Raw genomic sequence first — 26018 nt, 5'->3', positions numbered from 1 at the left:
TTTCGCGGCACCCTCGCGCACCCCCCGCGCACACCTACTGAGCAGGCAGAACGTGCTTCGCGGCGATCGACTTCGCGGTGTCCGAGTCGGGGCCGGGCTGGGGCACGAAGACGGCCTCGCGGTAGTAGCGGAGTTCGGCGATCGACTCGCGGATATCGGCGAGGGCGCGGTGGTTGCCGTTCTTCTCCGGGCTGTTGAAGTAGGCCCGCGGATACCAGCGCCGGGCCAGCTCCTTGATGGAGCTGACGTCCACGATCCGGTAGTGGAGGTAGTCCTCCAGGGTCGGCATGTCACGCAGCAGGAAGCCGCGGTCGGTGCCGACGGAGTTCCCGCACAGCGGCGCCTTGCCGGGTTCCTTGACGTGTTCGCGGACGTAGGTGAGGACCTGGTCCTCGGCGTCCTTCAGGGTCGTGCCGCCGGCGAGTTCGGCGAGCAGCCCGGACGCGGTGTGCATCTGACGCACCACCTCCGGCATCGTCTCCAGCGCCGCGTCCGGCGGGCGGATGACGATGTCCACGCCCTCGCCGAGGACGTTCAGCTCGGAGTCGGTGACGAGGGCGGCAACCTCGATGAGCGCGTCGTCGGACAGCGAGAGGCCGGTCATCTCGCAGTCGATCCACACCATGCGATCGTTCATGCGACCACCCTACGGCTGACGTCCGTGTATTGGGTGCCCCGCGTTGGCGCTGACGTCACGGGGGCTGCCCCCGGACCCCCGCTTCCGCCTGGACGGCCTCGTCCTCAAACGCCGGACGGGCTGAGATCCCGGCCCGTCCGGCGTTGCGAGGTCAGGCTCCGCTGCGCTGGCCCGGCAGGCTTGCCCGGCCTCCTACGTACAGCTCACGCCCGTTGTCCGAGGGCGCGGGCGGGCCCACGGCCGCCGGTGTGCGTCGGGCCTGCAGCGGGACCGGTCCGGCGTCGGGGTACGCGGAGGGCGGCGGGCCCTGCGGCACGCTCGGTCCGACCGTGGGCTCCGCGTCCGCCGGCCGGTCACCCTGCGGACGCCGGGCACGGTAGGCCGCACGGTAGGCGGCCGGCGACGAGCCGAGCTGACGGCGGAAGTGGCCGCGCAGCGCCACCGGCGAGCGGAAGCCGCAGCGGCCCGCGACCTCGTCGACCGAGTAGTCGGACGTCTCCAGCAGCCGCTGCGCCTGCAGGACCCGCTGGGTGATCAGCCACTGGAGCGGAGCGCTTCCCGTCAGCGAGCGGAACCGGCGGTCGAACGTCCGGCGGCTCATGTACGCGCGTGCCGCCAGCGTCTCCACGTCGAACTGCTCGTGCAGGTGCTCCAGCGCCCAGGCGACGACCTCCGCGAGCGGGTCCGCGCCGATCTCCTCCGGTAAAGATCGATCGAGGTAGCGCTCCTGACCGCCGGATCGGCGCGGCGGGACCACCAGGCGGCGGGCGAGCGCGCCGGCCGCCTCGTTGCCGTGGTCCGTCCGCACGATGTGGAGACAGAGATCGATTCCGGCCGCGGTGCCGGCCGATGTCAGCACGTCGCCGTCGTCGACGAACAGTTCACGTGGATCCACGTGAACCGACGGATAGCGCTTGGCCAGCGTCGGTGCGTACATCCAGTGCGTCGTCGCGGGGCGGCCGTCCAGCAGGCCCGCCGCCGCGAGGACGAAGGCGCCGGTGCACAGCCCGACGATGCGGGCGCCTTCCTCGTGCGCCCGGCGCAGTGCGTCGAGCGCCTCCTCCGGTGGCGGTGAGGTGATCGAACGCCAGGCCGGCACGACGACCGTGCCCGCCCGTGAGATCGCCTCCAGGCCATGTGGCGCGGTGAGTTCCAGGCCCCCTGTGGTCCGCAGTGGGCCTTCCTCGCCGCCGCACACCAGTAGTCGGTAGCGCGGCACGCCGGCGTCCTGGCGGTCTATCCCGAACACCGACAGCGGTATGGAACTCTCGAAGATGGGGCCGCCGCTGAACAGCAGCACCGCGACGATCTCCTTGCGGCGTCGCCCGGAAAGCTTCCGGGCCGCGGCTTCCGGCGCGGCAGTGGAGTCGTGGCTCATACTGCTAAGCCCCCCTCGGTGGTCGCGGCTCCTCGGTTGTGTCGCTCCTGCACGTTTCCCCTCGGTCCTGCACGAGTCCCCCGCCGTAGACAGTCAAGATCGAATCTACTGTGTCGCATCGCGCCGCAGTGGCCGGTTCGGCACTCGGCACATTGTCGACTTGGCAACTTGGCGTGAAGCATTCGATCACGAAGCGTTGCACTCGCGGGCCGTGCAGGGAAGTGCGCCTTGTCGCGGTGGCCAATCCACGTAGGGTGCGCAGACCCCCTGAGGCCCTTTCCGTGCAGGTGGAACGGGGGTTGAGGGGCGTTCTGGGCAGGGGATGCATGCACGCCAGAAGTTGGCTGAAAAGTGGCGTGCCGAGGCGTGAAAACCGGTCAGCCGACCGGTGTATTTCCCCCAGTGTGACGTCCGCCTCTATGAGCCCCGGTTCCCGTCCGGTGATGGCGGCCGCGGCGCCGCGGTGACGGGCCGTGGAGCTCCTCCTGCCGCAGCCGCGTCGCACCCCGCTCCGACTGGCGCAGCAGCAGGCGGCACACGGCCGTCACGGCGGCGAGGCCGAGGGCCGTGCCGGTGGCGCCGGCCAGCGAGGTGCCGTACAGGAGCAGGACCACCGGGACCAGGACGCAGCTGAAGGCCGCCCAGCGGACCACGTCGGTGGTGCTGTCCTCGGCGGGGGTGCGAGGTCCGGACATGGATATGTGCTCCTGGGCTGCCTGGGCGGTGCTCGTGGTGATCAACGCGGCTGGGGGGCCGTCGGTCACTGGTGGTGGGCGGTCCGTACGACGCGCGCAAGTGAATCCTGTGCAAACCGCCTGTACACCGCAGCAAGCATTGCGTTACGGGCGTCCCCTCGTGCATGCTCCCTGGAACCCGCACCGACCGTGAGCGGGTATCTGGGCTAAGGAGGCGTGCCGCCGTACCCTTGGGGTATGGGGTTGGGAAGACCATTCCCGGACACAGCTCCGCCGCACAGCTGCATTCACAGAGCTCCGCTCGCGGGCCCACCCATATAAGGATCAATACGCCGAGACAGCCATGGCCGGTCACGAATTCTTCGAACCAGCGGACCGCAAGCGGCCCGTCGCCGACCCCACGGCGGCCGAGCCCCTGGCGGCGGAAGAGCCACGCCATTCCTGCGATCCAGCCTTCAAGCACGGCGTGGTCGTCGGCTTCGACGGCTCCACCTCCAGCGAGCGCGCCCTCGCGTACGCCATCGGCATGGCCCATCGCTCCGGGTCGGGCCTGATCATCGTTCATGTCGCCAACCGGCTGCCCACCACGGTGTGGGCGGGCTGTGAGCCGCCGGTCTTCGTCGACGTACCGGATCACCGCACCGAGGTGCTCGGCCTCGAACTCGCGTGCGCGGAGTACCTCTCCGAGGTGCCGTGGATCCTGGTCGAGCGCGGCGGCGACATCTGCCACGAACTCGAAGAGGTCGGGCGGGAGTACGAGGCGGACGCGATCGTCGTCGGCTCCACGCAGGGCATCGTCGGGCGGATCTTCGGGTCCGTCGCGGGGCGGCTCGCCAAGCGGGCCAAGCGTCCCGTCGTTGTCATTCCGTAACTCGCCGTTGTCCCAGGTGAGATGAGTCGTTCGGGACGTCCGCACTCCTTTCTGCGAAGCGTGAACCTACTCGCGCGTAGAGGTGTTTGTGCCCTTGTGAAGGGCATATATCGCACACCGCACAACTGCACATGCATGAAGGGAGCCCGCCGTGGACAACGACGTCTCTGCGGGAAGCGGAATCACCAGCGTGGTCGGCCGACTCGCCCTCGGAATCACCCTGTTGGCCTTCGGCCTCGGGTACGCCGATGTGATCGACGGCGTTTCGGCCGCTGACGCCGTATCAATCGCCCAGTACGTGGGCGGCATTGCCCTCTTCGTCGCCGGCCTGATGGCCCTCCGGGATCGTGACGCCGCGAACGGCACCGCGTTCGTGGCCCTCGGCGCGCTCTGGTTCACCTGGGCCGTCGCCGCCGACAATCAGGTGTCCGCCAATGCCGCGGGGCTCTTCCTGCTGCTGTTCGCCCTCGTGGCGCTGTCCCTCACACTCGCCGGCGGCGACCAGCTCGGCCAGGGCACGTACGGGCTGTTCTTCGTCGGCCTGCTGCTCATGGGCATCGCGAGCTTCGCCGACAACGACGGGCTCACCAAGGTGGGCGGCTGGTTCGCCGTCGCCGCGGGGGCGGTGGCCTGGTACGCCGCGACCGCCGCTCTGGCCCACTGGCCGACCGCACTTCCTCGACGCGCTGCGGGCCGGGGGGTGACGGCCGCCGGTTAGCTGCGCAGGCCGGGGGTTGGGCGGCCCCCGGCAATCGAAACGGACCCCCCGTGAATGGTGGCATCACGTGGGGTCCGTCTTGTTCGTCGGCCTCTGCGGGTTTGTGGGGGCTTGTCGCGCAAGTTCCCCGCGCCCCTCAAGGCAGGGGCTGCGCCCCTGAATAGGGGTTGGCTACTCGACCGTTACCGACTTTGCGAGGTTGCGCGGCTTGTCGATGTCCCTGCCCAGGGCCAAGGCCGTGTGGTAGGCCAGGAGTTGGAGGGGGATGCCCATCAGGATGGGGTCGAGTTCGTCCTCGTTCTTCGGGACGACGATCGTCTGGTCGGCCTTTTCCTGGTGCTGGTGGGCCACCGCGAGGATCTTGCCGCTGCGGGCCTTGATCTCCTCCATGGCGGCGCGGTTCTTCTCCAGCAGGTCGTCGTCGGGGACGATCGCGACCGTGGGGAGGGCCGGCTCGATCAGGGCCAGGGGGCCGTGCTTGAGCTCGGAGGCGGGGTAGGCCTCGGCGTGGATGTAGGAGACCTCCTTGAGCTTGAGGGAGGCCTCGCGGGCGACCGGGTAGCCGCGGACACGGCCGATGAAGAGCATCGAGTGCGCCTCGGCGTACTCCTGGGCCAGCTTCTTGATCTCCTCCTCCTGCTCCAGCATCTCGGCGATCTGGGCGGGCAGCTTGCGCAGGCCCTCGATGATCCGCTTGCCGTCCCGGACGGAGAGGTCGCGGGTGCGGCCCAGGTGCAGGGCGAGGAGCGCGAAGGCCACCGTGGTGTTGGTGAAGCACTTCGTGGAGACCACGCAGACCTCGGGGCCCGCGTGGACGTAGATGCCGCCGTCCGCCTCGCGGGCGATCGCCGAGCCGACCACGTTCACCACGCCGAGCACCCGGGCGCCCTTGCGCTTCAGCTCCTGGACGGCCGCGAGGACGTCGTAGGTCTCACCGGACTGGGAGACCGCGATGTAGAGGGTGTCGGGGTCCACGACCGCGTTGCGGTAGCGGAACTCGGAAGCCGGCTCGGCGTCCGCGGGGATACGGGCCAGCTCCTCGATCATCTGGGCGCCGATCATGCCCGCGTGGTAGGAGGTGCCGCAGCCGAGGATCTTCACGCGGCGGATCTGGCGGGCCTCGCGGGCATCCAGATTCAACCCACCCAGATGGACCGTCGAGAAGCGGTCGTCGATGCGGCCGCGCAGCACGCGGTCCACGGCGTCGGCCTGCTCGTGGATCTCCTTGTGCATGTAGGTGTCGTGGCCGCCCATGTCGTAGGAGGCGGCCTCCCACTCGACGGTGGTGGGCTCGGCGGTCGTGCGCGTGCCCTCCGTCGTGTAGGTGCGGAAGTCGTCGGCCTTGAGGGTGGCCATCTCGCCGTCGTCCAGCGTCACTATCTGACGGGTGTGGGCGACCAGGGCCGCGATGTCCGAGGCGACGAACATCTCCTTCTCGCCGATGCCCAGGACGACCGGGGAGCCGTTGCGGGCGACGACGATGCGGTCCGGGAAGTCGGCGTGCAGGACCGCGATGCCGTACGTGCCCTCGATCACGCGCAGCGTCTCGCGGACCTTGTCCTCCAGCTTCTCCGCCTGCGAGCGGGAGATCAGGTGGACGAGGACCTCGGTGTCGGTCTCCGAGAGGAACTCGACGCCGTCGGCCTCCAGCTTGCGGCGCAGGTCGGAGGCGTTGTCGATGATGCCGTTGTGGACGACGGCGACCTTGCCCTCGGCGTCCAGGTGCGGGTGGGCGTTCACGTCGGAGGGGGCGCCGTGGGTGGCCCAGCGGGTGTGGGCGATACCGGTGGTGCCCTTGAAGCGCGCCGGGACCTTGGCCTCCAGGTCACGGACCCGGCCCTTGGCCTTGACCATCTTCAGGGCGGGCGCTTTCGGGGAGGAGACGACCACGCCGGCCGAGTCGTAGCCGCGGTACTCAAGGCGCTGCAGGCCTTCGAGCAGCAGGGGCGCCACATCACGCTTGCCGATGTATCCGACGATTCCGCACATATATAGAGGTATCCCTAGCCGTAGACGATCCGGCGCAGCTGGCGGAGCGTGAGCTCCGGCGGTGCCACCGTCCGGTATTTCAGGTCCGCCTCGATCCGTTCGAAGATCGTCGCGTTCACCAGGCCCTGGGCCTGGAGCTCGCGGTGGCGGCGACGGACGAACTCCTCGGTCGTCTCGTCGAAGTAGGCGAGCACGTCCTGGATCACCCGCAGCGCTTCGCCCCTGCTGAGGGGCGTGCTCCGGGTCAGATGATCAACAAGGTCGTCGTGCACTCGGTAGATCCTGGGGTATCGGGGACCGCTTCGCAAGAATCCTGCCCGATTTCGGGCAAGTGGGTGTCAGGAGGCTTTGGGAGAGTTATGGAACGCCCATGGGGGTTCCATGAGCGGTTGTTCCGCGGGGGGATGTGTGCACCGACCAGCTTGTGACGCCATGGACATTCCTCGCATGGGTGTACCCCAGCAGCTGGCCGAGCGCATGAGCATGGCCGAACAGCACGAGTACCTGCGCACCAAGTTCTCCCGGCGCACGATGATCAGAGGCGGCGCCGTCACCCTCGGCGCCGTCGCCGGCGGCACCTTCGTGCCAGGCGCCACCGCCCGGGCGGCCGTACCGACCCAGCGGGCCCCGCGCACCGAGACCGTCGACGGCGCGCTCGTCGCCCCCTTCGGCCGCCACCTCGCCTACGGCAGCGACGCACGCACCGAGATGACCGTCTCGTGGCAGGTGCCGGTCGCCGTGCGGAAGCCGTTCATCCGCATCGGCGCCCACCCCTGGGACCTCTCCCACAAGATCGAGGCCGAGGTCCGCAGCCTCTACACCCCGGCCGGCGTCGGCGCCAGCGGCGACCACACCCAGTACTACGTCCACGCCAGGCTGACCCACCTGCGCCCCGGCCGGACGTACTACTACGGCGTCGGCCACCAGGGCTTCGACCCCGCCGAGCCGCACCTCCTCGGCACCCTGGGCACCTTCACCACCGCCCCCGCGTACAAGGAGCCGTTCACCTTCACGGCCTTCGGTGACCAGGGCGTCAGCTATCACGCGCTGGCCAACGACAGCCTGATCCTCGGCCAGAACCCGAGCTTCCATCTGCACGCCGGCGACATCGCGTACGGTGACCCGGCCGGCCAGGGCAAGCCCTCCGACACCGGCTTCGACTCCCGCACCTGGGACCAGTTCCTGTACCAGACCGAGTCGGTCGCCAAGTCGGTGCCGTGGATGGTGAGTTACGGCAACCACGACATGGAGGCCTGGTACTCGCCCAACGGCTACGGCGGCGAGGAGGCCCGTTTCACGCTCCCCGACAACGGGCCGGACCGCACGAACCTGCCGGGCGTCTACTCCTTCGTCCACGGCAACACCGCGATCATCTCGCTCGACCCCAACGACGTGTCGTACGAGATCCCGGCCAACCTCGGTATCTCCGGGGGCACCCAGAGCACATGGTTCGAGGCGCAGCTGAAGAGGTTCCGGGCCGCCCACGACATCGACTTCGTCGTCGTGTTCTTCCACCACTGCGCGTACTGCACCTCCACCGCGCACGCCTCGGAGGGGGGTGTGCGCCAGGAGTGGGTGCCGCTGTTCGAGAAGTACCAGGTGGACCTGGTCATCAACGGTCACAACCACCAGTACGAGCGCACGGATGTGATCAAGGGGGACGAGGTCGTCAAGAAGCTGCCGATCGGCGGCACGGCCTTTCCCGAGACCGAGGGCGTCGTGTACGTCACGGCGGGCGCGGCGGGCCGCAGCCTGTACGCGTTCTCCGCGCCCGACTCCTACGAGGGGCACGAGAACGAGGTCGACTCCGTGGCCTCCTTCGTCAACCTCAAGGACGGCAAGAAGAATGAGACCGTCACTTGGTCGCGGGTGCGGTACCTCAACTACTCGTTCCTGAGGGTGGACGTGAACCCCGCGCCGCGCGGCCGGTACGCCACCCTGAAGGTCTCGGGCATCGCCGAGACCGGTGACCGGATCGACCACTTCACGGTGGCCCGCAAGGCCAAGTAGGCCCGCTACATCCGCTTCAGCACCGCCTGCTTGGCCATCGTGAACTCCTCGTCCGTCAGGACGCCGGTGCGATGGAGCTCGCCGAGCTCGCGCAGGCGGCGCAGGAGCGCGTCATGGTCGTCCTCCGCGGCCGCGGCCGCGGCCGCGGCCGGGGCGGCGGGCAGTTCCGCTCGCGGCTCCGGCACATCCGCGGTGGCCCTGGCCGGATGCGGCAGGCGAGCCTGGACCGCCGCCGCGACCAGGGCCATCAGCGGGTCCTTCTTGAAGCCCCACAGCTCCACGGCGTTGGGGTCGTACTTGGGCGGGGCCTTGGTGGAGGCGTTCCTGACGGTGAAGCGGAGGTGGCCGTTCTCCAGGCCCGCCGCCGGATGCCACTCCACGGCCGTGATGTCGGCCAGCGCGAGGGAGCGGGTGCCCGCGGCGGCCTTGGCGTCCTCCGTCTTCCAGTTCCACTCCAGACGGACCCGCTCGCCGTCGAAGCTGGCGGTGGCGTCCCCGGCGGAGACGGACAGCGGGACCGAAGGACTCGGCACGAGATAGGCGTCGACCGGGTCGGCCGGGACCTCGTCCAGCAGCAGGGCGTTGCGCACCTCGTCCACGAAGTACTCCGCGACGCCGTAGCGGTCGGACTCCACGATCAGCTGGTACGGGTCGTTGGGCTCGGTCAGCCGGCCGCCGGTGGCGTGCAGCAGCGGGTCGGCGCCGTCGCGCAGGCGCAGCCGCAGCCGTCCGGCCTTCTTGCCCTGCTCGAAGGAGACTCCCGCCAACGCTCCCAGCGGGAGGACCAGTTCACCCAGCGTCTTGCGGAACAGGCTGACGTTCTTGTCCCGTCCGGGAGTCAGTCGCAGTGCGTCGCCGTCGAAGACCCACGTGCCGTCCTTCTGGATGATTTCCGCCATGGGGTGGATTGTTCCACCAGTCTCACGAGAGAGTGGTCCAGACCTCTTGGAGCGCAATGGCTCATGGAAGGGACACGTCTGTGAGAGATCGCAGTGTGAGACAGCACCACAGAACGCTCCGCCTTCTCGGTTCCCTGCTGCTGGTCGCGATGGCCGCCTCGGTCACAGGAGCCGCTCCCGCCCAGGCTGCACCGCCCACCCCGCTGGACCGCGTGGTCCCCGCGCCCGCGTCGGTCAGCTCGGGCGGCACCCCCTACCGGATCACCCGCGGCACCCGGATCCGCGTCGACGACTCCCGGGAGAGCCGCCGCGTCGGGGAGTACCTCGCGGGTGTCCTCCGCCCCTCCACCGGTTACCGCCTCCCGGTCACCGACCGCGGCGCCGGTGGCATCCAACTCCGGCTGTCCAAGGGTTCGTTCGGGGCGGAGGGCTACCGCCTCGACAGCGGCCGCAAGGGCGTCACCATCACCGCGGCGGCCCCCGCCGGGCTCTTCCACGGCGTCCAGACCCTGCGCCAGCTGCTCCCGGCCGCCGTCGAGAAGGACTCCGTCCAGTCCGGCCCCTGGCTGGTCGCGGGCGGCACGATCAAGGACACCCCGCGCTACGGCTGGCGCGGCGCGATGCTGGACGTCTCCCGGCACTTCTTCACCGTCGACCAGGTCAAGCGCTACATCGACCAGCTCGCCCTCTACAAGATCAACAAGCTGCATCTGCATCTCAGCGACGACCAGGGCTGGCGCATCGCCATCGACTCCTGGCCGCGCCTTGCGGCCTACGGCGGCTCGACCCAGGTCGGCGGCGGCCCCGGCGGGTACTACACCAAGGCCGACTACAAGGAGATCGTCCGCTACGCGACCTCCCGCTATCTGGAGGTCGTCCCGGAGATCGACATGCCGGGCCACACCAACGCGGCGCTGGCGTCGTATGCCGAGCTGAACTGTGACGGGGTGGCACCGCCGCTCTACACCGGCACCGAGGTCGGCTTCAGCTCGCTGTGCGTGAACAAGGAGATCACGTACGACTTCGTGGACGACGTGATCCGCGAGCTGGCCGAGCTCACCCCGGGCAAGTACCTGCACATCGGCGGTGACGAGGCGCACTCCACCAGCCACGCGGACTATGTGACGTTCATGGACCGGGTGCAGCCGCTCGTCGCCAAGTACGGCAAGACCGTGATCGGCTGGCACCAGCTGACCGGAGCGAACCCCTCGCGGGGGGCGTTGGCGCAGTACTGGGGGCTGGACGACACGAGCGCCGAGGAGAAGGCGCAGGTTGCGGCTGCCGCGCGGAACGGCACGGGGGTCGTGCTGTCCCCGGCCGACCGGATCTACCTCGACATGAAGTACACCGCCGACACGCCCCTGGGCCTTGACTGGGCCGGGTTGGTCGAGGTGAAGCGGTCGTACGACTGGGATCCGGGCAACTACCTCCCGGGGGTGCCGGCTTCAGCGGTCCGGGGTGTGGAGGCGCCGCTGTGGTCGGAGACGCTCACCAAGTCCGACGACATCGAGTACATGGCGTTTCCGCGGCTGGCGGGGGTGGCCGAGCTGGGGTGGTCGCCGGCTGCCACGCATGACTGGGACACCTACAAGGTGCGGCTTGCTGCGCAGGGGCCGCGGTGGGAGGCGTTGGGGATCGACTTCTATCGGTCGCCGCAGGTTTCTTGGTGATTCGTCGTCTGCGGGTCGGTGGGGGCTGGTCGCGCCCCGCGGCGGAGCCGCAAATTGATACAGCCTCGCGCCCCTAAAAGCAGGGCGTTGGTGCCGGCGGGCACCCAGGAGGACCGTACTCCGGGGTGCCCGCCTGTCCGTGTGGGGCCGTGATTACAGGCCCGCTATCGGGTTCTTCAGGTTGCCCACCAGCTGGAGGGCCCCCGCCGGGTCCGTCAGGTCCACCATCTGCTTGTTGTCGCGCAGCTGGAGGCGGTTGAGGCAGGACAGGGCGAACTCGGGGGCGAACATGTCGTACTGCTTGAACTTGTCGGCGAGTTCGGGCACCGAGTGCTGGTAGTCCCGGGTGACCTCGGCGACCGTGCGCCAGAAGTCGTCCTCCTCCAGGATTCCCTCGGTCGCGAGGTTCGCGGCGAGGAAGCGGAAGAAGCAGTCGAAGACGTCCGTGAAGACGGACAGGAGCTTCTTGTCCTCCGGCACGTCCACGCGCAGCCGCTCGACCGTCGGCGGCAGTACCGCGTCCGGGTCCATGACGGCGATCTCCTCGGCGATGTCCTTGTAGATCGCGCGCTGCACGACGCCGTCCCTCAGGACGAGGATGACGTTCTCGCCGTGCGGCATGTACACCAGGTCGTAGGCGTAGAAGCTGTGCAGGAGCGGGGTGAAGTACGCCTTCAGGTAGCGGCGCAGCCACTCCGTCGGGGTGAGGCCCGACTGGGCGATCAGGGCGCCCGCGAAGGACGCGCCCTCGTGGTCGACGTGGACGAGGGAGGCCATGGTGGCCAGTGACTCGCCGTCCTTCAGCTGGGTCACCGGGCTCTCGCGCCACAGCGCCGCCAGCATCTTGCGGTACGGCGAGTAGCGGTCCGTCGCCGCCTCGTACTCCAGGTGCCGGTAGCCGACGGCGGCACGCTCGCGGATGATCGACAGGCCCGTGGCCTGCAACACCGGGTCGTTGTCGATGAGCCCGGCCAGCCAGTCGTTGATGGCCGGCGTCGCCTCCATGTAGGCGGCCGACAGACCGCGCATGAAGCCCATGTTGATGACGGACAGGGCCGTCTTCACGTAGTACTTCTCGGGGCTGGTGGTGTTGAAGAAGGTCCGGATGGATTGCTGGGCCAGGTACTCGTCGTCGCCCTCGCCCAGGCAGACCAGGTGCCGGCGGGCGACCTCGGCGGCGAAGGTGACCGTGAGCTTGTTCCACCACTGCCAGGGGTGGACGGGGATGAGGAGGTAGTCGGCGGGGTCCAGTTCCTGCTCGCGCAGGACGGCGTGGAAGCGCTCGACGGTCTCCGTGCCCAGCTCGTCGCGGACGAAGGTCTCGTACTCGATGCCGACCCCGGCTGTGAAGGCGGCGCGGGAGCGGTGGGCCGCCAGCCAGACCAGGCGGACCGGGCTCGCGGTCTCGGGGGCGTACGAGAGGTACTCGTGGATGCCGAAGCCGAGCCGTCCGTTGTTGGCGACGAAGCAGGGGTGGCCCTCGGTCATGCCGGTCTCGATGGCCTGGAAGCCGGACCCGACGAGCTCGGCGACCGGGACCTGCGGCTTGGTCAGCTTGTAGCAGGTGCCGGAGAGGGTGGAGGAGATCTCCTCCAGGTAGACCGGCAGGACCTCGTCGCTCAGGCCCAGGGACTTCTGCAGCTCGATGAAGAAGTCCAGTGCGGTGAGCGGGAGTTCGGCCCCGTCGCGGTGCCGGGTGATCGAGTCGGCGTCGACCTGCCAGTGGTCGAGCGCGCGGAGCACCGCGGTGAAGGTGTAGCGGGTCAGGCCGTCGTCGCTGCGGACGACGTACTGATCGCCCTCCTGCTCAGGGGTGATCAGCCGCTCGTGTGCGAACTCGGCGAGTGCCTTGCGGATCAGGAGGCGGTTGGCCCGCGCCCAGCGGTGGGGGGACAGATGCGCCACGGCGTCGGACAGGGTCATACGGCTGCTCCTCGGGCCGCCAGGTACTGATCGCGCGTGCAGAAGCTCAGCAGCGCGCGCTTCTCCGGCTTGTCGATCTCACGGACGGGCACGAAGCCGACGGCCTCGTTCAGCGCGTGCACGGCCTTGTTGCCGACGTCGGGCTCGACCACGACCCGGCGGGTGCGCGGGTCGGCGAACAGCTCGTCCATCACGGCGGTGATGACCGCCTTGGTGAAGCCGTGGATCGGCCGGTCGGTCGGCGCGACCAGGAAGTGCATGCCGACGTCGCCGGGCTCGGGCTCGTACAGGCCGACCAGCTCGACGTAGCGGGGGTCGTAGCTCTCCATCAGGAAGGCCGGTTCGCCGTCGTGCAGGCCCAGGTAGGCGTGGTGGTACTGATGGGCCGCGATGCGCATGTACTCGCGCTCGACGTCCTGGAGTTTCGCGTCCTGCATCATCCAGAAGGCCGCCTTGGGGTCGGTGACCCAGCGGTGCAGCAGCTCGGCGTCCTTCAGCGGGTCGAGCGCGTGGATGGTGAACGTACCGATGCTCATACGGAGAACTCCTGGAACGCGATCGTCTTCTCGACCGGGTAGTACTCGGTGCCGAGCAGCTCGCGGATGATGTACGCGTTCCGGTACGGGCCCATGCCCAGGTCGGGGCTGGTGATGCTGTGCGTGTGGACGCCGGAGTTCTGGAGGAAGACACCGCGGCCGGTGACGTCGATCGCGTAGTTGCGGGCGACGTCGAAGTTGCCGTGCGAGTCGTGGACCAGGCGGTCGCGCACGGGCTTGAGGAACTCGGGCTCGGCGTACTTGTAGCCGGTGGCCAGGACCAGGCCCTGGGAGTCGAGCTCGAAGTCCTTCCCCTGCTCCTCCTGGCGGAAGGACAGCGTGTACGTGCCGTTCTCGTACCGCGCGCTGTCGAGGGAGGAGTTGGTGAGCAGTCGCGTCGGGACCGGGCCGCCGAGGTTCTTCTGGTAGAGCAGGTCGAAGATCTCGTTGATCAGGTCGCCGTCGATGCCCTTGAACAGGCCCTTCTGCTCGGCGGTGAGCCGGTAGCGGGTGGCCTCCGGCAGCTCGCGGAAGTAGTCGATGTACTCCGGGGAGGTCATCTCCAGCGTGAGCTTGGTGTACTCCAGCGGGAAGAAGCGCGGGGAGCGGGTGACCCAGTTCAGCCGGTAGCCGTGGACGTCGATCTCACTGAGCAGGTCGTAGTAGATCTCGGCCGCGGACTGCCCGGAGCCGACGAGCGTGATCGACTCCTTCTTCTGGAGCTCCGACTTGTTCTGGAGATAGCGGGAGTTGTGCAGGAAGTCGCCGCCCAGGCCCTGGCAGGCCTCGGGTATGTAGGGCGGGGTGCCCGTGCCGAGGACGAGGTGGCGGGCGCGGTAGAGGTCACCGGTGGCGGTGCGTACGACGTAGACATCGTCCTCGTACGTCACCTCCGTCACCGTCGTGTCGAACCGGATGCTGCTCAGTTTGTCCGCGGCCCAGCGGCAGTAGTCGTCGTACTCGACCCGCAGCGGGTAGAAGTTCTCGCGGATGTAGAACGAGTACAGCCGGCCCTTCTCCTTCAGATAGTTCAGGAAGGAGTACGGCGAGGTCGGGTCGGCCAGGGTGACCAGGTCCGACATGAACGGGGTCTGCAGGTGGGCGCCGTCCAGGAACATGCCCGCGTGCCACTCGAAGTCGGGCTTCGACTCCAGGAAGACACCGTCGAGCTCGTCGATCGGCTCGGTCAGACAGGCGAGGCCGAGGTTGAACGGGCCGAGCCCGATCCCCACGAAGTCATGGGTTGTGGTCGGGTTTTCAGGACGCGCGGTCAAGGGACTCTCCCAGGTACTGCTCGGCGTGGCCGGCGATCAGGTCGAGGACGGCGGCGATGTCCTCGGCCGTCGTCTCGGGGTTGAGCAGGGTGAACTTCAGGTAGTGGCGGCCCTGGACCTTCGTGCCCGCCACGACCGCGTCGCCGGAGGCGAACAGGGCCTTGCGGGCGTACAGGTTGGCGCGGTCTATCTCGGCCGGGTCGGTGACGGCGGCGGGGATGTAGCGGAAGACGAGGGTGGAGAGGGTCGGCTCCACGACGACGTCGAAGCGCGGGTCGGCGGCGAGGAGCTGCCAGCCCTCCACGGCCAGGTCGCAGACCTCGTCGAAGAGCTGCCCGATGCCGTCGGCGCCCATCGTGCGCAGGGTCATCCACAGCTTGAGCGCGTCGAACCGGCGGGTGGTCTGGAGGGACTTGTCGACCTGGTTGGGGATGCGCTCCTGCACCATGCGGCGCGGGTTGAGGTACTCCGCGTGGTAGGTGGCGTGGCGCAGGGTCGAGGCGTCCCGGACCAGCACGGCCGACGAACTCACCGGCTGGAAGAAGGACTTGTGGTAGTCGACGGTGACCGAGTCGGCGCGCTCGATGCCGTCGATGCGGCCCCGGTACTTCACGGAGGCGAGCAGACCGCAGCCGTAGGCGGCGTCGACGTGCATCCAGGTGCCGAACTGCTCGCACAGCTCGGCGATCTCGGGCAGTGGGTCGATGGAGCCGAAGTCGGTGGTCCCGGCGGTGGCGACGACGGCCATGGGCACGAGGCCGTCCTTCCGGCAGCGCTCCAGCTCATGGGCGAGCGCGACGGTCTGCATCCGCTTGTCGTGGTCGACGGGGACGGAGACGACCGAATCGGCGCTCAGGCCGAGGAGCTTGGCCGACTTCTTCACACTGAAGTGGCTGACCTCGGAGGCGAAGATCCGCAGTTCGGCGAGGTTGTCGCTCTTGGCCTCCTCGCGGGCCAGCAGCAGCGCCTGCAGGTTGGACTGTGTGCCGCCGGAGGTGAAGACACCGTCGGCGTTCGCACCGAGCCCGATCCGCGCGGTCGTCCAGTCGATCAGTTTGCGCTCGATGAGGGTGCCGCCGGCCGACTGGTCCCAGGTGTCCAGGGAGGAGTTGACGGCGGAGAGGATCGCCTCGCCGAGCACGGCCGGGATGACGACCGGGCAGTTGAGGTGGGCGAGATAGCGGGGGTGGTGGAAGTAGATCGCGTCGCGGAGGTACACGTCCTCCAGCTCGTCGAGCACCGCGGCGGTGTCGAGCAGCGGCTGGTCGAGGTCGATCGCGTCGATGGCGGGGGCGAGGGCGTCGACGGTGACACCGGTGAACGGACGGTCGGTGGCGGCGAGTTTGGCTGCCACCCGCTCTATACCTTCGGTCACGGAGCTGCGGTACCGCTCCGCGGTCGTGTCATTGAGCAGGTGCGAGCGCATGGGGAGGTCCTTCGGTGGGACGGGCCGTGAGTGCGGAGGTGGGGGGTTCAACTTAGGTTAGCCTAACCTAAGTAGCGAAGCGTGAGGGCAGGCTCGACCGTGACTGTGATCACGTCGATTCCGGAAGTGCCTACTCGGCGGCGCGCAGCTGGTCCTCGGTCATCCCCTGGCGCCAGTAGCCGACGAACGTCACCCGGCGCCGGTCGATCCCGCGCTCACCGACGAAGTGCCGGCGCAGCGCCTTCACCCGGCCGGACTCACCCGCGATCCAGACGTACGGCCGCTCCGCGGGCGGGAGTTGCTCGGCGCGGACGGCGTCGAGCCCGTCCTCCCGCACCAGCCAGGTGATCCCGGCGTCGGCCTCCGTCGCCAGATCCTGGATGTCCGCGGCGTCGCGCACCTCCAGCCACACGCGCGCAACTGTGCCGGCCGGCAGGGTTTCGAGGATGGCGGAGACGGCGGGTACGGCGGTCTCGTCACCCCAGATGACGACGAGATCGGTGTCCTCCGGCGGCCGGAACCGGATCGCCCGGTTGTCGGCGAGGGCGGGCCCGAGCAACAGCACCCGGTCACCGGCGCCGGCCCGGGAGGCCCACTCGGACGCGGGCCCGGCCGGGCTGTGCAGCACGAAGTCGATGTCGATCTCGTCCGGCTGGCGGCGCAGGGCACGCAGCGTGTACGACCGCATCACGGCCCGCACGTCGTCCGGCAGGTCCCGCCACCCCTGCCACCACCCGTCCCCGAGTTCCAGCGGAACCTGCGGCTCGCTCTGCCCGGGATGCGGCAGGAACAACGACAGCGACTGGTCACGCCCGTCGGAGAAGAAGTGCGCCAGCTCCTCCCCACCGAAGGTGACCCGGACCATGGACGGCCCGAGCCGCCGCGTCCGCACGACCTGAAGAGAGAAGAACCGGAAGGGGGTGGTGGCAATGGCGGTGGTCATGTCTGCTCCAGAGGTGACGCGCCCCAAAGGGGCGCGGGGAACTGCGCGACCAGCCACGGCGGACTCGCAGTTCACCACGGTGCGTTGGGCTTACGGCGCTGAACCGGTTCTCCCAGCGGAGCGCCTAGGCGACCTTCTTGGCCTTCTCGATCGCCTCGGCCAGACTCGTCAGCAGCGGCGTGCACTTCGCATACGACAGAATCGGCTCGGGCGAACGCGCGATGACCTGTCCCGCCTTCACCGCGGGCAGCTTCTTCCAGGTCGCCTCGGTGATGTCCTTCGGCTGAATCGTCGAAGACCGGTCGTCCATCATGATGATGTCGGCCGGGTACTTGTCGACGTTCTCCCAGCTCAGCGACTCGAACCAGCCGCCACCCTCCGTCTTCGCGTTCTCCGGAGGCTCGACGAACTTCACGCCGAGGGCCTTGAAGTACTCGAGGTCGATGGAGAGGTTGGTGCCGGAGACGTAGAAGAGGTCCTGGCTGGCGGAACCGGCCATCACCTTGATCTCGGGACGAGCCTTCGCGGCCTTGCGCAGGCGCTCCGCCGCGGCCTCGAAGTCCTTCTTCGACTGGGCGACCTCGTCGGCCTTCAGGTCCGCGCCGAGGGATCCGGCCAGCTCCCACATCCGCTCCAGCGGCTGGGTGAGCTGACGGTCGTAGACGGAGATGGCGGCGCTCGGGGCGAGCTTGGCGATCTTGTCCTTGGAGGCCTCAGGGACGTACCAGAGGGTGCCGGCGTCGTCGAAGGTCGTGGAGATGAGGACCTCGGGGGCGAACGCCGCGTACTCCTCGACGTTGAACTGGTCCCAGACGTTGCCGAAGACCGTCAGCTTGCTGACGTCCATGTCGCCGGCCTGGACGTCGGCCTTGCCGTCCTGCGTCTTGGTCGGGCCGAAAACGCCCTTGACCTCGATGCCGTAGTCGTACAGGGCGGCCGCGACGCCGACGAAGGCGACGATCTTCGTCGGGACCTTGTCGAGCTTCACCGTGGTGCCGCGGTCGTCCTTGAACGTCCAGGAGCCGGACTTGGCAGCGGTCGTGGCCTCACCGGAACCGCCGCTTTTCCCGTCGTCGTTCCCGCAGGCGGCCAGCACGGCCCCGAGGCCGAGGGCGCTGCCGGCGGCGAGGACGCCGCGGCGGGTGAGGTGGGTGGCTCGGGCGTTGGGCATGGGTACGCTGCTTTCGAACAGGGCGGATCACCCGCCGGACAATTCGAAGGTAGGTTAGCCTAACCTGAGCTGATGTCCAGGGGTGGGGGCCCTTGTGATCGAAGCTGTTCACCTGCTGTGAGGGCGCCTTGAGCGACCGATAAGGCCCAACTCCCTTTCAATCAAGGGATGTTGGGCCTTATTCGGAGAGTCGGACGGGCTCAGCCCACCAGCCCCAGTTCCCGAGCGATCAGCATCCGCTGCACCTCGCTCGTCCCCTCCCCGATCTCCAGGATCTTGGAGTCCCGCCACATACGGGCGACCGGGTACTCGTTCATGAAGCCGTAGCCGCCGTGGATCTGGGTGGCGTCGCGGGCGTTGTCCACGGCGATCGTGGACGAGTACAGCTTCGCCAGGGCCGCTTCCTTCTTGAAGGGTTCGCCGGAGACGAGGCGGCTGGCCGCGTCGCGCCACGCCAGGCGGGCCGTGTGGGCCTTCATCTCCATGTCGGCGATCTTGAACTGGATGGCTTGGTTCGCGCCGATCGGACGGCCGAAGGCGTGACGTTCCTTCGCGTACTTCACCGACTCGTCGACGCAGCCCTGCGCCAGGCCCGTCGCCAGGGCCGCGATGGCGATCCGGCCCTCGTCCAGGATGCGCAGGAACTGGGCGTACCCACGGCCCTGCTCGCCCAGCAGGTTGGCCGCCGGGACCCGGACGTCCGCGAAGGACAGTTCACGGGTGTCCGACGCGTTCCAGCCGACCTTCGAATACGGCGCCGCCACCGTGAAGCCCGGCGTACCGGACGGGACGATGATCGACGAGATCAGCGGCTTGCCGTCGGGCTTGCGGCCGGTCACCGCGGTGACCGTGACCAGGCCCGTGATGTCCGTACCGGAGTTGGTGATGAAGCACTTGCTGCCGTTGATCACCCATTCGTTCGTCGACTCGTCGAGGCGGGCCGTGGTGCGTGTCGCGCCCGCGTCCGAGCCGCCGTCGGGCTCGGTCAGGCCGAAGGCGCCCAGCATCTCGCCGGAGCACAGCCGCGGCAGCCACTCGCGCTTCTGCTCCTCCGTACCGAAGAGGTGGATCGGCATCGCGCCCAGCGAGACGCCCGCCTCCAGCGTGATGGCGACCGAGGAGTCCACCCGGGCCAGTTCCTCCAGCGCGATGCCCAGCGCCAGATAGTCGCCGCCCATACCGCCGTGCTCCTCGGGGAACGGCAGTCCGAACAGGCCCATGCGGCCCATCTCCCGGACGATCTCGTACGGGAACTCATGACGCTCGTAGAAGTCGCCGATCTTCGGCGCCACGACGTCGTGGGCGAACTCCTCCACCGTACGGCGGAGTTCCTCCAGTTCGGGGGAGAGACGGTGGTTCATGGCTGTTCACTGCTCCTTGTGGGAGAGGGCTCGTACGGTGCGGGACGGGCTGGGTCGGCCCAGTTGTTCGGCCATCCACGCGCTCGTGGCGACGAGGCGGTCGAGGTCGACTCCGGTGTCGATGCCGAGGCCCCGCAGCATCCACACGAGGTCTTCCGTGGCGAGGTTTCCGGTGGCGGACTTGGCGTACGGGCAGCCGCCCAGGCCGCCGGCCGAGGCGTCGACGGTCGTGACGCCGTGTTCCAGGGCGGCGTAGGTGTTGGCGAGGGCCTGGCCGTAGGTGTCGTGGAAGTGCACGCCGATGACGTTCGTCGGTACGCCCTCCTCGTTGAGGAGGGAGAGGAGCTCGAGCACATGGCCCGGCGTCGCCACGCCGATGGTGTCGCCGAGGCTCAGCTCGTCGCAGCCCATCGCGACGAGCGCCTTGCAGACCCGGGCCACCTGGTGGAGGGGAACCTCGCCCTCCCAGGGGTCGCCGAAGCACATCGAGACGTACCCGCGGACATGCAGGCCCTCGTCCTTGGCGCGGCGCACCACCGGGTCGAAGACGCCCAGCGACTCGTCAAGCGTCCGGTTGAGGTTGGCCTTGGCGAAGGACTCCGTGGCGCTCGCGAAGACGGCGATCCGGCGGGCGCCCAGGGTCAGGGCGCGGTCCAGGCCGCGGGCGTTGGGCACCAGGACGGGCAGGTGCACGCCCTCCAGGCCGGACACGAGCGGGAACAGCTGCTCGGCGTCGGCGAGTTGGGGCACCCACTTGGGATGGACGAAGCTCGTCGCCTCGATCGTCGTCAGCCCGGCGTCGGCGAGCCGGCGCACGAACTCCGCCTTCACCTCCGTCGGCACGGTCGACTTCTCGTTCTGCAGGCCGTCGCGCGCCCCGACCTCGTGGATGCGGACCCGGGCCGGCAGGTCCGAGGCGGGTACGACCATGGGCAGCGTCATCAGTCCTCCTCCAGCGGTGTGATGACCGCCAGGACCTGGTCCATGGCGACCGTCGAGCCGGGTGTGACGTCGAGTTCGGCGACGGTGCCGGCGTGCGGGGCGGAGATGACGTGCTCCATCTTCATCGCCTCCACCACCAGCAGGCTCTGACCGGCGCTCACCTCGTCACCGACGGCGACCTTCACCACCGTCACCGTCCCCGGCATGGGCGCGGTGAGCGAGTCGGCGCCCGCGTGGGCGGCCCCGGTGAGGGAGGCCGCCACCGGGTCGTGGTCACGTACGTGCCAGGAGTCGCCGTCCCGGCCCAGCCAGTCGGCGGCGCGCCGGAAGGTGTGGCGTACGCCGTCGAGGGTCACGGACACCTCGTCGTCGGTGACGGTGGCGGAGCCCCGCGGGGCGTACTCCACCGGGTCCTGCACCCGCAGAGGGAAGCTCACGGGGTGTGCGGTGCCGCCGAGCCGCCAGCCGCTGGGCACCGAGAACGGGTCCGTCCAGCCGTCGCCCGCCGGCCTCAGCGCCTGATGCCGTACGGCCGCCGCCGCCTCGTACACCTCCTCGGGTACGTCCGTGGCGACGAGGTCGTCCACGACGCGCTCGACCAGACCGGTGTCCAACTCGCCCGCCACGACCGCCGGATGTGCGAGCAGCCGCCGCAGGAACCCGGCGTTCGTCTGCACGCCCAGCGTGACCGTCTCCGCGAGCGCCGCCCGGAGCTTCCTGAGCGCGGTCGCGCGGTCCGGGCCGTACGCGATCACCTTGGACAGCATCGGGTCGTACAGGCTGCCGACCTCCGTGCCCTCGCTGAGCCCGGAGTCGGTGCGGACGCCGTCGCCCTGCGGCTCGCGCAGCCTGAGGACCGTGCCGCCGGAGGGCAGGAACCCGCGTGCGGGGTCCTCGGCGCAGATACGGGCCTCGACCGCGTGACCGGTGAGCCGGACGTCCTCCTGCCCGAAGGCCAGCCGCTCACCCGCCGCGACCCGAAGCTGCCACTCCACCAGGTCCAGGCCGGTGATGAGCTCGGTGACCGGGTGCTCCACCTGGAGGCGGGTGTTCATCTCCATGAAGTAATAGGAGGAAGGGTCGCCGCCGGGCACGATGAACTCCACCGTGCCCGCGCCCCGGTACCCGCACGAGCGGGCCGCCTGCACCGCCGCCTCGCCCATCCCCGCGCGCGTGGCCTCGTCGAGGAGCACGCTGGGCGCCTCCTCGATGATCTTCTGGTGCCGGCGCTGCAACGAGCACTCGCGCTCGCCGAGATGCACGACATTTCCGTGGCCGTCGGCGAGCACCTGGATCTCGATGTGCCGGGGCCGGTCGACCCACCGCTCCACGAGGAGCGTGTCGTCGCCGAAGGAGGCGCGGGCCTCGCGGCGGGCGGCGGCGATCTCCTCCTCGAGGACGGACAGGTCCCGCACCAGACGCATGCCCTTGCCGCCACCGCCCGCCGAGGGCTTCAGCAGCACGGGCGCGCCCAACTCGCGGGCGGCATCCGCCAGTTCGGGATCCCGGCCGCCGGGCACGACCGGCACGCCGGCCGCCTTCACCGTCTCCTTGGCGCGGATCTTGTCGCCCATGAGCGAGATGGCGTCGGCGGGAGGTCCGATGAACACCAGCCCCGCGTCGGCGCACGCGCGCGCGAAGGCCGCGTTCTCCGCGAGGAAGCCGTATCCGGGGTGCACGGCCTGCGCGCCCGTACGCGCGGCCGCCTCCAGGATCCGCTCCACGGACAGATAGCTCTCCGACGCGGGCGCCGGACCGATCCGTACGGCGGTGTCGGCCTCCCGGACGTGCCGGGCGTCGGCGTCCGCGTCGGAGAAGACGGCCACCGAGCGCACGCCCAGCGAGCGCAGCGTGCGGATCACGCGGACGGCGATCTCGCCCCGGTTGGCGACGAGCACTGTGTCGAACATGGTCCCCCTCACATCCGGAAGACGCCGAACTGGGGGTCACCCAGGGGCGCGTTGCCGCAGGCGGTCAGTGCCAGGCCCAGCACCTGCCGGGTCTCCAGCGGGTCGATGACGCCGTCGTCCCAGAGGCGGGCGGTGGCGTAGTAGGCGTTGCCCTGGCGTTCGTACTGCTCGCGCACGGGCGCCTTGAAGGACTCCTCGGCCTCCGCCGGCCAGTCCTCGCCGCGCGCCTCGATCTGGTCGCGCTTGACGGTCGCGAGGACCGAGGCGGCCTGCTCGCCGCCCATGACGGAGATCTTGGCGTTGGGCCACATCCACAGGAAGCGGGGCGAGTACGCCCGCCCGCACATGGAGTAGTTGCCTGCGCCGTACGAGCCGCCGACGACGACCGTCAGCTTCGGCACGCGCGTGCAGGCCACCGCCGTCACCATCTTGGCGCCGTGCTTGGCGATGCCGCCGGCCTCGTAGTCCTTGCCGACCATGAACCCGGAGATGTTCTGCAGGAAGACCAGCGGGATGCCGCGCTGGTCGCACAGCTCGATGAAGTGGGCGCCCTTCTGGGCGGACTCGGAGAACAGGATGCCGTTGTTGGCGACGATGCCGACCGGGTGGCCGTGGATCCGGGCGAAGCCGGTGACCAGGGTCTGCCCGAACTCGGCCTTGAACTCCGAGAAACGGGAGCCGTCGACCACGCGCGCGATGATCTCGCGTACGTCGTAGGGGGTGCGGGAGTCGACGGGGACGGCGCCGTAGAGGCCGTACGGGTCGACCTTCGGTTCGGTGGCGGGGACGACCTCCCACGGGAGGTTCCCGCGCGCGGGGAGGGTGGCGACGATGTTGCGCACGATCCGCAGCGCGTGCGGGTCGTCCTCCGCGAGGTGGTCGGTCACGCCGGACACCCGCGAGTGGACCTCGCCGCCGCCCAGCTCCTCGGCCGTCACGACCTCACCCGTGGCGGCCTTCACCAGTGGGGGACCGCCGAGGAAGATCGTGCCCTGGTTGCGGACGATCACGGCCTCGTCGCTCATGGCCGGGACGTAGGCGCCGCCCGCCGTGCACGAGCCGAGCACGGCCGCGATCTGCGGGATGCCCGCGCCCGACATCCGGGCCTGGTTGTAGAAGATCCGCCCGAAGTGCTCCCGGTCCGGGAAGACCTCGTCCTGCATCGGCAGGAAGGCGCCGCCGGAGTCGACCAGGTACAGACACGGCAGCCGGTTCTCCAGGGCCACCTCCTGCGCGCGCAGGTGCTTCTTCACCGTCATCGGGTAGTACGTGCCGCCCTTGACCGTGGCGTCATTGGCGACGATCACGCACTCGCGCCCGCTGACCCGCCCGATCCCGGCGATGACACCGGCGGCCGGGGCCGCCCCGTCGTACATCCCGTCGGCGGCCAGGGGAGCGAGCTCCAGGAAGGGCGATCCGGGATCGAGGAGGGTGTCCACCCGGTCCCTGGGCAGCAGCTTGCCGCGTGCGGTGTGCCGGGCGCGGGCCTTCTCACCGCCGCCGAGCCGGGCCGCGGCGAGCTTGCCGCGCAGCTCCTCGCCGAGCGCCCGGTGGGCCTCCTCGTTGGACCGAAAGGCCTCCGACGCGGGATCTGCCGCGCTGTGGAGCTCCGGTGCCTCATGCATCCTGCGGTCCCCTCACCCAGTGATCGACTGTTCATGAGCGCTGTTAATGAGCGTTAACCATTTCCTTCAGGTTAACGACCGCTAACCTCCCTGTCTAGAATTGGCTTCATGGCCACCAGAACCGACGCCCCCACCCGCCGCGAACAGATCCTCAAGGAGGCCGCGCGGCTCTTCGCCGAGCGTGGTTTCCACGGCGTCGGAGTCGACGAGATAGGCGCCGCCGTGGGTATCAGCGGCCCCGGTCTCTACCGGCACTTCGCCGGCAAGGACGCGATGCTCGCCGAGCTCCTCGTCGGCATCAGCGGTCAGCTGCTGACGGGTGCGAAGCGGCGCCTCGCGGAGGCCGACGGGGTGCCGGCCGAGGAGGTCCTCGACTCCCTCATCGAGGGCCACATCGACTTCGCCCTCGACGACCGCCCTCTGATCACCCTGCACGACCGCGAGCTGGACCGCCTGCGCGACAGCGACCGCAAGCTGGTGCGCCAGCTCCAGCGGCAGTACGTCGAGCTGTGGGTGGAGGTGGTCCGCGAGGTGTATCCGGACCTGACCGAGCCGACCGCCCGCTCGGCGGTGCACTCGGTCTTCGGCCTGCTGAACTCGACGCCGCATCTGGGGCGCCCGGGGTCGCTGCCGGGGCGCGGCGTCACGGCGGTGCTGCTGCACCGGATGGCACGGGGGGCGTTCGGGGCGGCGTGACCCCGGCTGCAAGCGTGACGAGCGTTACGGACCTTGACCTCTGGACGCCTGTGGATACTCGCCGGTACGGTTGAGTGAGCAAGCGCTTAGCCATGGGACCGCAACCATCAGTTGAGCAACCCCTACGGCGAGCAACCAGGTACGCGAGAGCGGCGCCGGTTTAGGCGCAAAGAAGGGTGGGCGGCGTGCGCCGTACGGTGTTCAACGAGGATCACGAGGCGTTCCGGGAGACCATCCGGGCCTTCATCGAGGCCGAGGTCGTACCGGTCTACGACGAGTGGTTCGCGGCGGGCCAGGCGCCCCGCGACTTCTACTACAAGCTCGCCGAGCTCGGCGTCTTCGGTATCCGCGTCGACGAGGAGTACGGCGGCGCCGGCATCGACTCGTACAAGTTCGAGGCGGTGATGTACGAGGAGACCGCCCGCGCGGGTGTGCAGTTCGGCGGCTCCGGTGTGCACGTGCTGCTCGGCCTGCCGTACATCAAGATGCTCGCCTCCGACGAGCAGAAGAAGCGCTTCCTGCCGAAGTTCGTCTCCGGTGAGGAGATGTGGGCGCTGGCGATGACCGAGCCGGGCACCGGCTCCGACCTCGCCGGCATGAAGACCACCGCCAAGCTCTCCGAGGACGGCACGCACTACGTCCTCAACGGCTCCAAGACCTTCATCACCGGTGGCGTGCACGCCGACCGCGTGATCGTCTGCGCCCGCACCGACGCGCCCAGCGCCGAGGACCGCCGCCACGGCATCTCCCTGTTCGCCGTCGACACCAAGGCCGAGGGCTACTCCATCGGCCGCAAGCTCGACAAGCTGGGCCTGCGCACCTCCGACACCGCCGAGCTCGCCTTCGTCGACGTCAAGGTCCCGGTCGAGGACCTCCTCGGCGAGGAGAACAAGGGCTTCTACTACCTCGGCCACAACCTCGCCTCCGAGCGCTGGGGCATCGCCTTCGGCGCCTACGCCCAGGCCAAGGCCGCCGTGCGGTTCGCCCAGCAGTACGTCACCGAGCGCACCGTCTTCGGCAAGCCCGTCGCCGCCTTCCAGAACACCAAGTTCGAGCTGGCCGCCTGCCAGGCCGAGGTGGACGCGGCCGAGGCCGTTGCCGACCGCGCCCTGGAGGCCCTGGACGCCGGTGAGCTGACCCCCGCCGAGGCCGCCTCCGCGAAGCTCTTCTGCACCGAGGTCGCCCACCGCGTCATCGACCGGTGCCTCCAGCTGCACGGCGGCTACGGCTTCATGAACGAGTACCCGATCGCTCGCCTGTACGCGGACAACCGCGTCAACCGCATCTACGGCGGCACCAGCGAGATCATGAAGTCGATCATCGCGAAGGACATGGGCCTGTAAG

Annotated in this window: 22 protein-coding genes; 6 read left to right on the top strand and 16 right to left on the bottom strand. The window is 69.3% G+C overall.

Annotated features, from left to right (window positions below; genetic code table 11):
• Window positions 1-34: 34 nt before the first annotated feature.
• The 3 genes from orn to ACFPQ9_RS25845 form a co-directional block, all read right to left on the bottom strand.
• A complete protein-coding gene (gene orn, locus ACFPQ9_RS25855) occupies window positions 35-637 on the bottom strand; it encodes an oligoribonuclease (protein ID WP_380857780.1) in 603 nt (200 codons plus the stop codon).
• A gap of 151 nt (window positions 638-788) precedes the next feature.
• The gene (locus ACFPQ9_RS25850; protein ID WP_380857777.1) at window positions 789-2015 is read right to left on the bottom strand and encodes a GlxA family transcriptional regulator; all 1227 of its coding nucleotides are present in this window, start codon (window positions 2013-2015) and stop codon (window positions 789-791) included.
• A gap of 377 nt (window positions 2016-2392) precedes the next feature.
• Complete coding sequence (locus tag ACFPQ9_RS25845) at window positions 2393-2710, bottom strand: hypothetical protein (RefSeq protein ID WP_380857774.1); 318 nt, start codon at window positions 2708-2710, stop codon at window positions 2393-2395.
• Window positions 2711-3053: 343 nt separating this feature from the next.
• Between ACFPQ9_RS25845 and ACFPQ9_RS25840 the strand changes: the two genes are divergently transcribed.
• Both ACFPQ9_RS25840 and ACFPQ9_RS25835 read left to right on the top strand, forming a co-directional pair.
• Window positions 3054-3581 carry a universal stress protein gene (locus ACFPQ9_RS25840; protein WP_380857771.1) on the top strand — a complete coding sequence of 176 codons (528 nt, stop codon included), beginning with the start codon at window positions 3054-3056 and terminating at the stop codon, window positions 3579-3581.
• A gap of 151 nt (window positions 3582-3732) precedes the next feature.
• Window positions 3733-4299: a GPR1/FUN34/YaaH family transporter gene (locus ACFPQ9_RS25835; RefSeq protein WP_380857768.1), complete on the top strand. Its 567-nt coding sequence runs from the start codon at window positions 3733-3735 to the stop codon at window positions 4297-4299.
• A gap of 171 nt (window positions 4300-4470) precedes the next feature.
• On the opposite strand, the gene glmS is transcribed toward ACFPQ9_RS25835, so the two are convergent.
• A complete protein-coding gene (gene glmS, locus ACFPQ9_RS25830; protein WP_380857765.1) occupies window positions 4471-6288 on the bottom strand; it encodes a glutamine--fructose-6-phosphate transaminase (isomerizing) in 1818 nt (605 codons plus the stop codon).
• 14 nt (window positions 6289-6302) lie between these two features.
• Window positions 6303-6560, bottom strand: a complete 258-nt coding sequence (locus ACFPQ9_RS25825) for a hypothetical protein (RefSeq protein WP_030944376.1) — start codon at window positions 6558-6560, stop codon at window positions 6303-6305.
• A 175-nt stretch (window positions 6561-6735) separates the two neighbouring features.
• Between ACFPQ9_RS25825 and ACFPQ9_RS25820 the strand changes: the two genes are divergently transcribed.
• The gene (locus ACFPQ9_RS25820) at window positions 6736-8298 is read left to right on the top strand and encodes a purple acid phosphatase family protein (protein WP_380857761.1); all 1563 of its coding nucleotides are present in this window, start codon (window positions 6736-6738) and stop codon (window positions 8296-8298) included.
• Between the two features lie 5 nt (window positions 8299-8303).
• Here ACFPQ9_RS25820 and ACFPQ9_RS25815 read toward each other — a convergent pair whose 3' ends face one another.
• Window positions 8304-9197, bottom strand: coding sequence for a DUF4429 domain-containing protein (locus tag ACFPQ9_RS25815; RefSeq protein WP_380857758.1), 894 nt, complete (start codon window positions 9195-9197; stop codon window positions 8304-8306).
• Window positions 9198-9292: 95 nt separating this feature from the next.
• On the opposite strand from ACFPQ9_RS25815, the gene ACFPQ9_RS25810 reads away from it, so the two are divergent.
• Entirely contained in the window at window positions 9293-10867 is a 1575-nt protein-coding gene (locus ACFPQ9_RS25810) for a beta-N-acetylhexosaminidase (protein WP_380857755.1), read from the top strand.
• 153 nt (window positions 10868-11020) lie between these two features.
• Here the strand turns inward: ACFPQ9_RS25810 and ACFPQ9_RS25805 are convergent, their stop codons facing one another.
• The 10 genes from ACFPQ9_RS25805 to ACFPQ9_RS25760 form a co-directional block, all read right to left on the bottom strand.
• Window positions 11021-12790, bottom strand: coding sequence for an IucA/IucC family protein (locus ACFPQ9_RS25805; RefSeq protein ID WP_380857752.1), 1770 nt, complete (start codon window positions 12788-12790; stop codon window positions 11021-11023).
• Window positions 12787-13326 (bottom strand): GNAT family N-acetyltransferase, encoded by a 540-nt coding sequence (locus ACFPQ9_RS25800; protein ID WP_380857749.1) that lies wholly within the window; start codon window positions 13324-13326, stop codon window positions 12787-12789. Before ACFPQ9_RS25800 ends, ACFPQ9_RS25805 begins: the two co-directional genes overlap by 4 nt.
• Complete coding sequence (locus ACFPQ9_RS25795; RefSeq protein WP_380857746.1) at window positions 13323-14600, bottom strand: lysine N(6)-hydroxylase/L-ornithine N(5)-oxygenase family protein; 1278 nt, start codon at window positions 14598-14600, stop codon at window positions 13323-13325. The genes ACFPQ9_RS25800 and ACFPQ9_RS25795 overlap by 4 nt, the downstream gene beginning before the upstream one ends.
• Window positions 14584-16026: a lysine decarboxylase DesA gene (gene desA / locus ACFPQ9_RS25790; protein WP_380857743.1), complete on the bottom strand. Its 1443-nt coding sequence runs from the start codon at window positions 16024-16026 to the stop codon at window positions 14584-14586. Before desA ends, ACFPQ9_RS25795 begins: the two co-directional genes overlap by 17 nt.
• Before the next feature lie 130 nt (window positions 16027-16156).
• Window positions 16157-16969: a siderophore-interacting protein gene (locus ACFPQ9_RS25785; RefSeq protein ID WP_380857740.1), complete on the bottom strand. Its 813-nt coding sequence runs from the start codon at window positions 16967-16969 to the stop codon at window positions 16157-16159.
• Window positions 16970-17093: 124 nt separating this feature from the next.
• Window positions 17094-18140 (bottom strand): ABC transporter substrate-binding protein, encoded by a 1047-nt coding sequence (locus ACFPQ9_RS25780; protein WP_380857737.1) that lies wholly within the window; start codon window positions 18138-18140, stop codon window positions 17094-17096.
• Between the two features lie 200 nt (window positions 18141-18340).
• Window positions 18341-19501, bottom strand: coding sequence for an acyl-CoA dehydrogenase family protein (locus ACFPQ9_RS25775; protein WP_380857734.1), 1161 nt, complete (start codon window positions 19499-19501; stop codon window positions 18341-18343).
• Window positions 19502-19507: 6 nt separating this feature from the next.
• The gene (locus tag ACFPQ9_RS25770) at window positions 19508-20443 is read right to left on the bottom strand and encodes a hydroxymethylglutaryl-CoA lyase (RefSeq protein WP_380857731.1); all 936 of its coding nucleotides are present in this window, start codon (window positions 20441-20443) and stop codon (window positions 19508-19510) included.
• Entirely contained in the window at window positions 20443-22353 is a 1911-nt protein-coding gene (locus tag ACFPQ9_RS25765; RefSeq protein WP_380857728.1) for an ATP-binding protein, read from the bottom strand. Before ACFPQ9_RS25765 ends, ACFPQ9_RS25770 begins: the two co-directional genes overlap by 1 nt.
• An 8-nt stretch (window positions 22354-22361) precedes the next feature.
• The gene (locus ACFPQ9_RS25760) at window positions 22362-23978 is read right to left on the bottom strand and encodes a carboxyl transferase domain-containing protein (RefSeq protein ID WP_380857725.1); all 1617 of its coding nucleotides are present in this window, start codon (window positions 23976-23978) and stop codon (window positions 22362-22364) included.
• Window positions 23979-24086: 108 nt separating this feature from the next.
• Between ACFPQ9_RS25760 and ACFPQ9_RS25755 the strand changes: the two genes are divergently transcribed.
• Together ACFPQ9_RS25755 and ACFPQ9_RS25750 are read left to right on the top strand one after the other, a co-directional pair.
• Entirely contained in the window at window positions 24087-24674 is a 588-nt protein-coding gene (locus tag ACFPQ9_RS25755) for an SACE_7040 family transcriptional regulator (protein ID WP_380857722.1), read from the top strand.
• A gap of 185 nt (window positions 24675-24859) precedes the next feature.
• Window positions 24860-26017: an acyl-CoA dehydrogenase family protein gene (locus ACFPQ9_RS25750; RefSeq protein ID WP_380857719.1), complete on the top strand. Its 1158-nt coding sequence runs from the start codon at window positions 24860-24862 to the stop codon at window positions 26015-26017.
• The last annotated feature ends 1 nt before the right edge of the window (window position 26018 follow it).

It is taken from the genome of Streptomyces coerulescens (assembly GCF_042657965.1).
Lineage (GTDB): Bacteria > Actinomycetota > Actinomycetes > Streptomycetales > Streptomycetaceae > Streptomyces > Streptomyces coerulescens.
The sequence above is the reverse complement of the archived record's forward strand: the minus strand, read 5'-3'. Positions and strand labels throughout refer to the sequence as shown.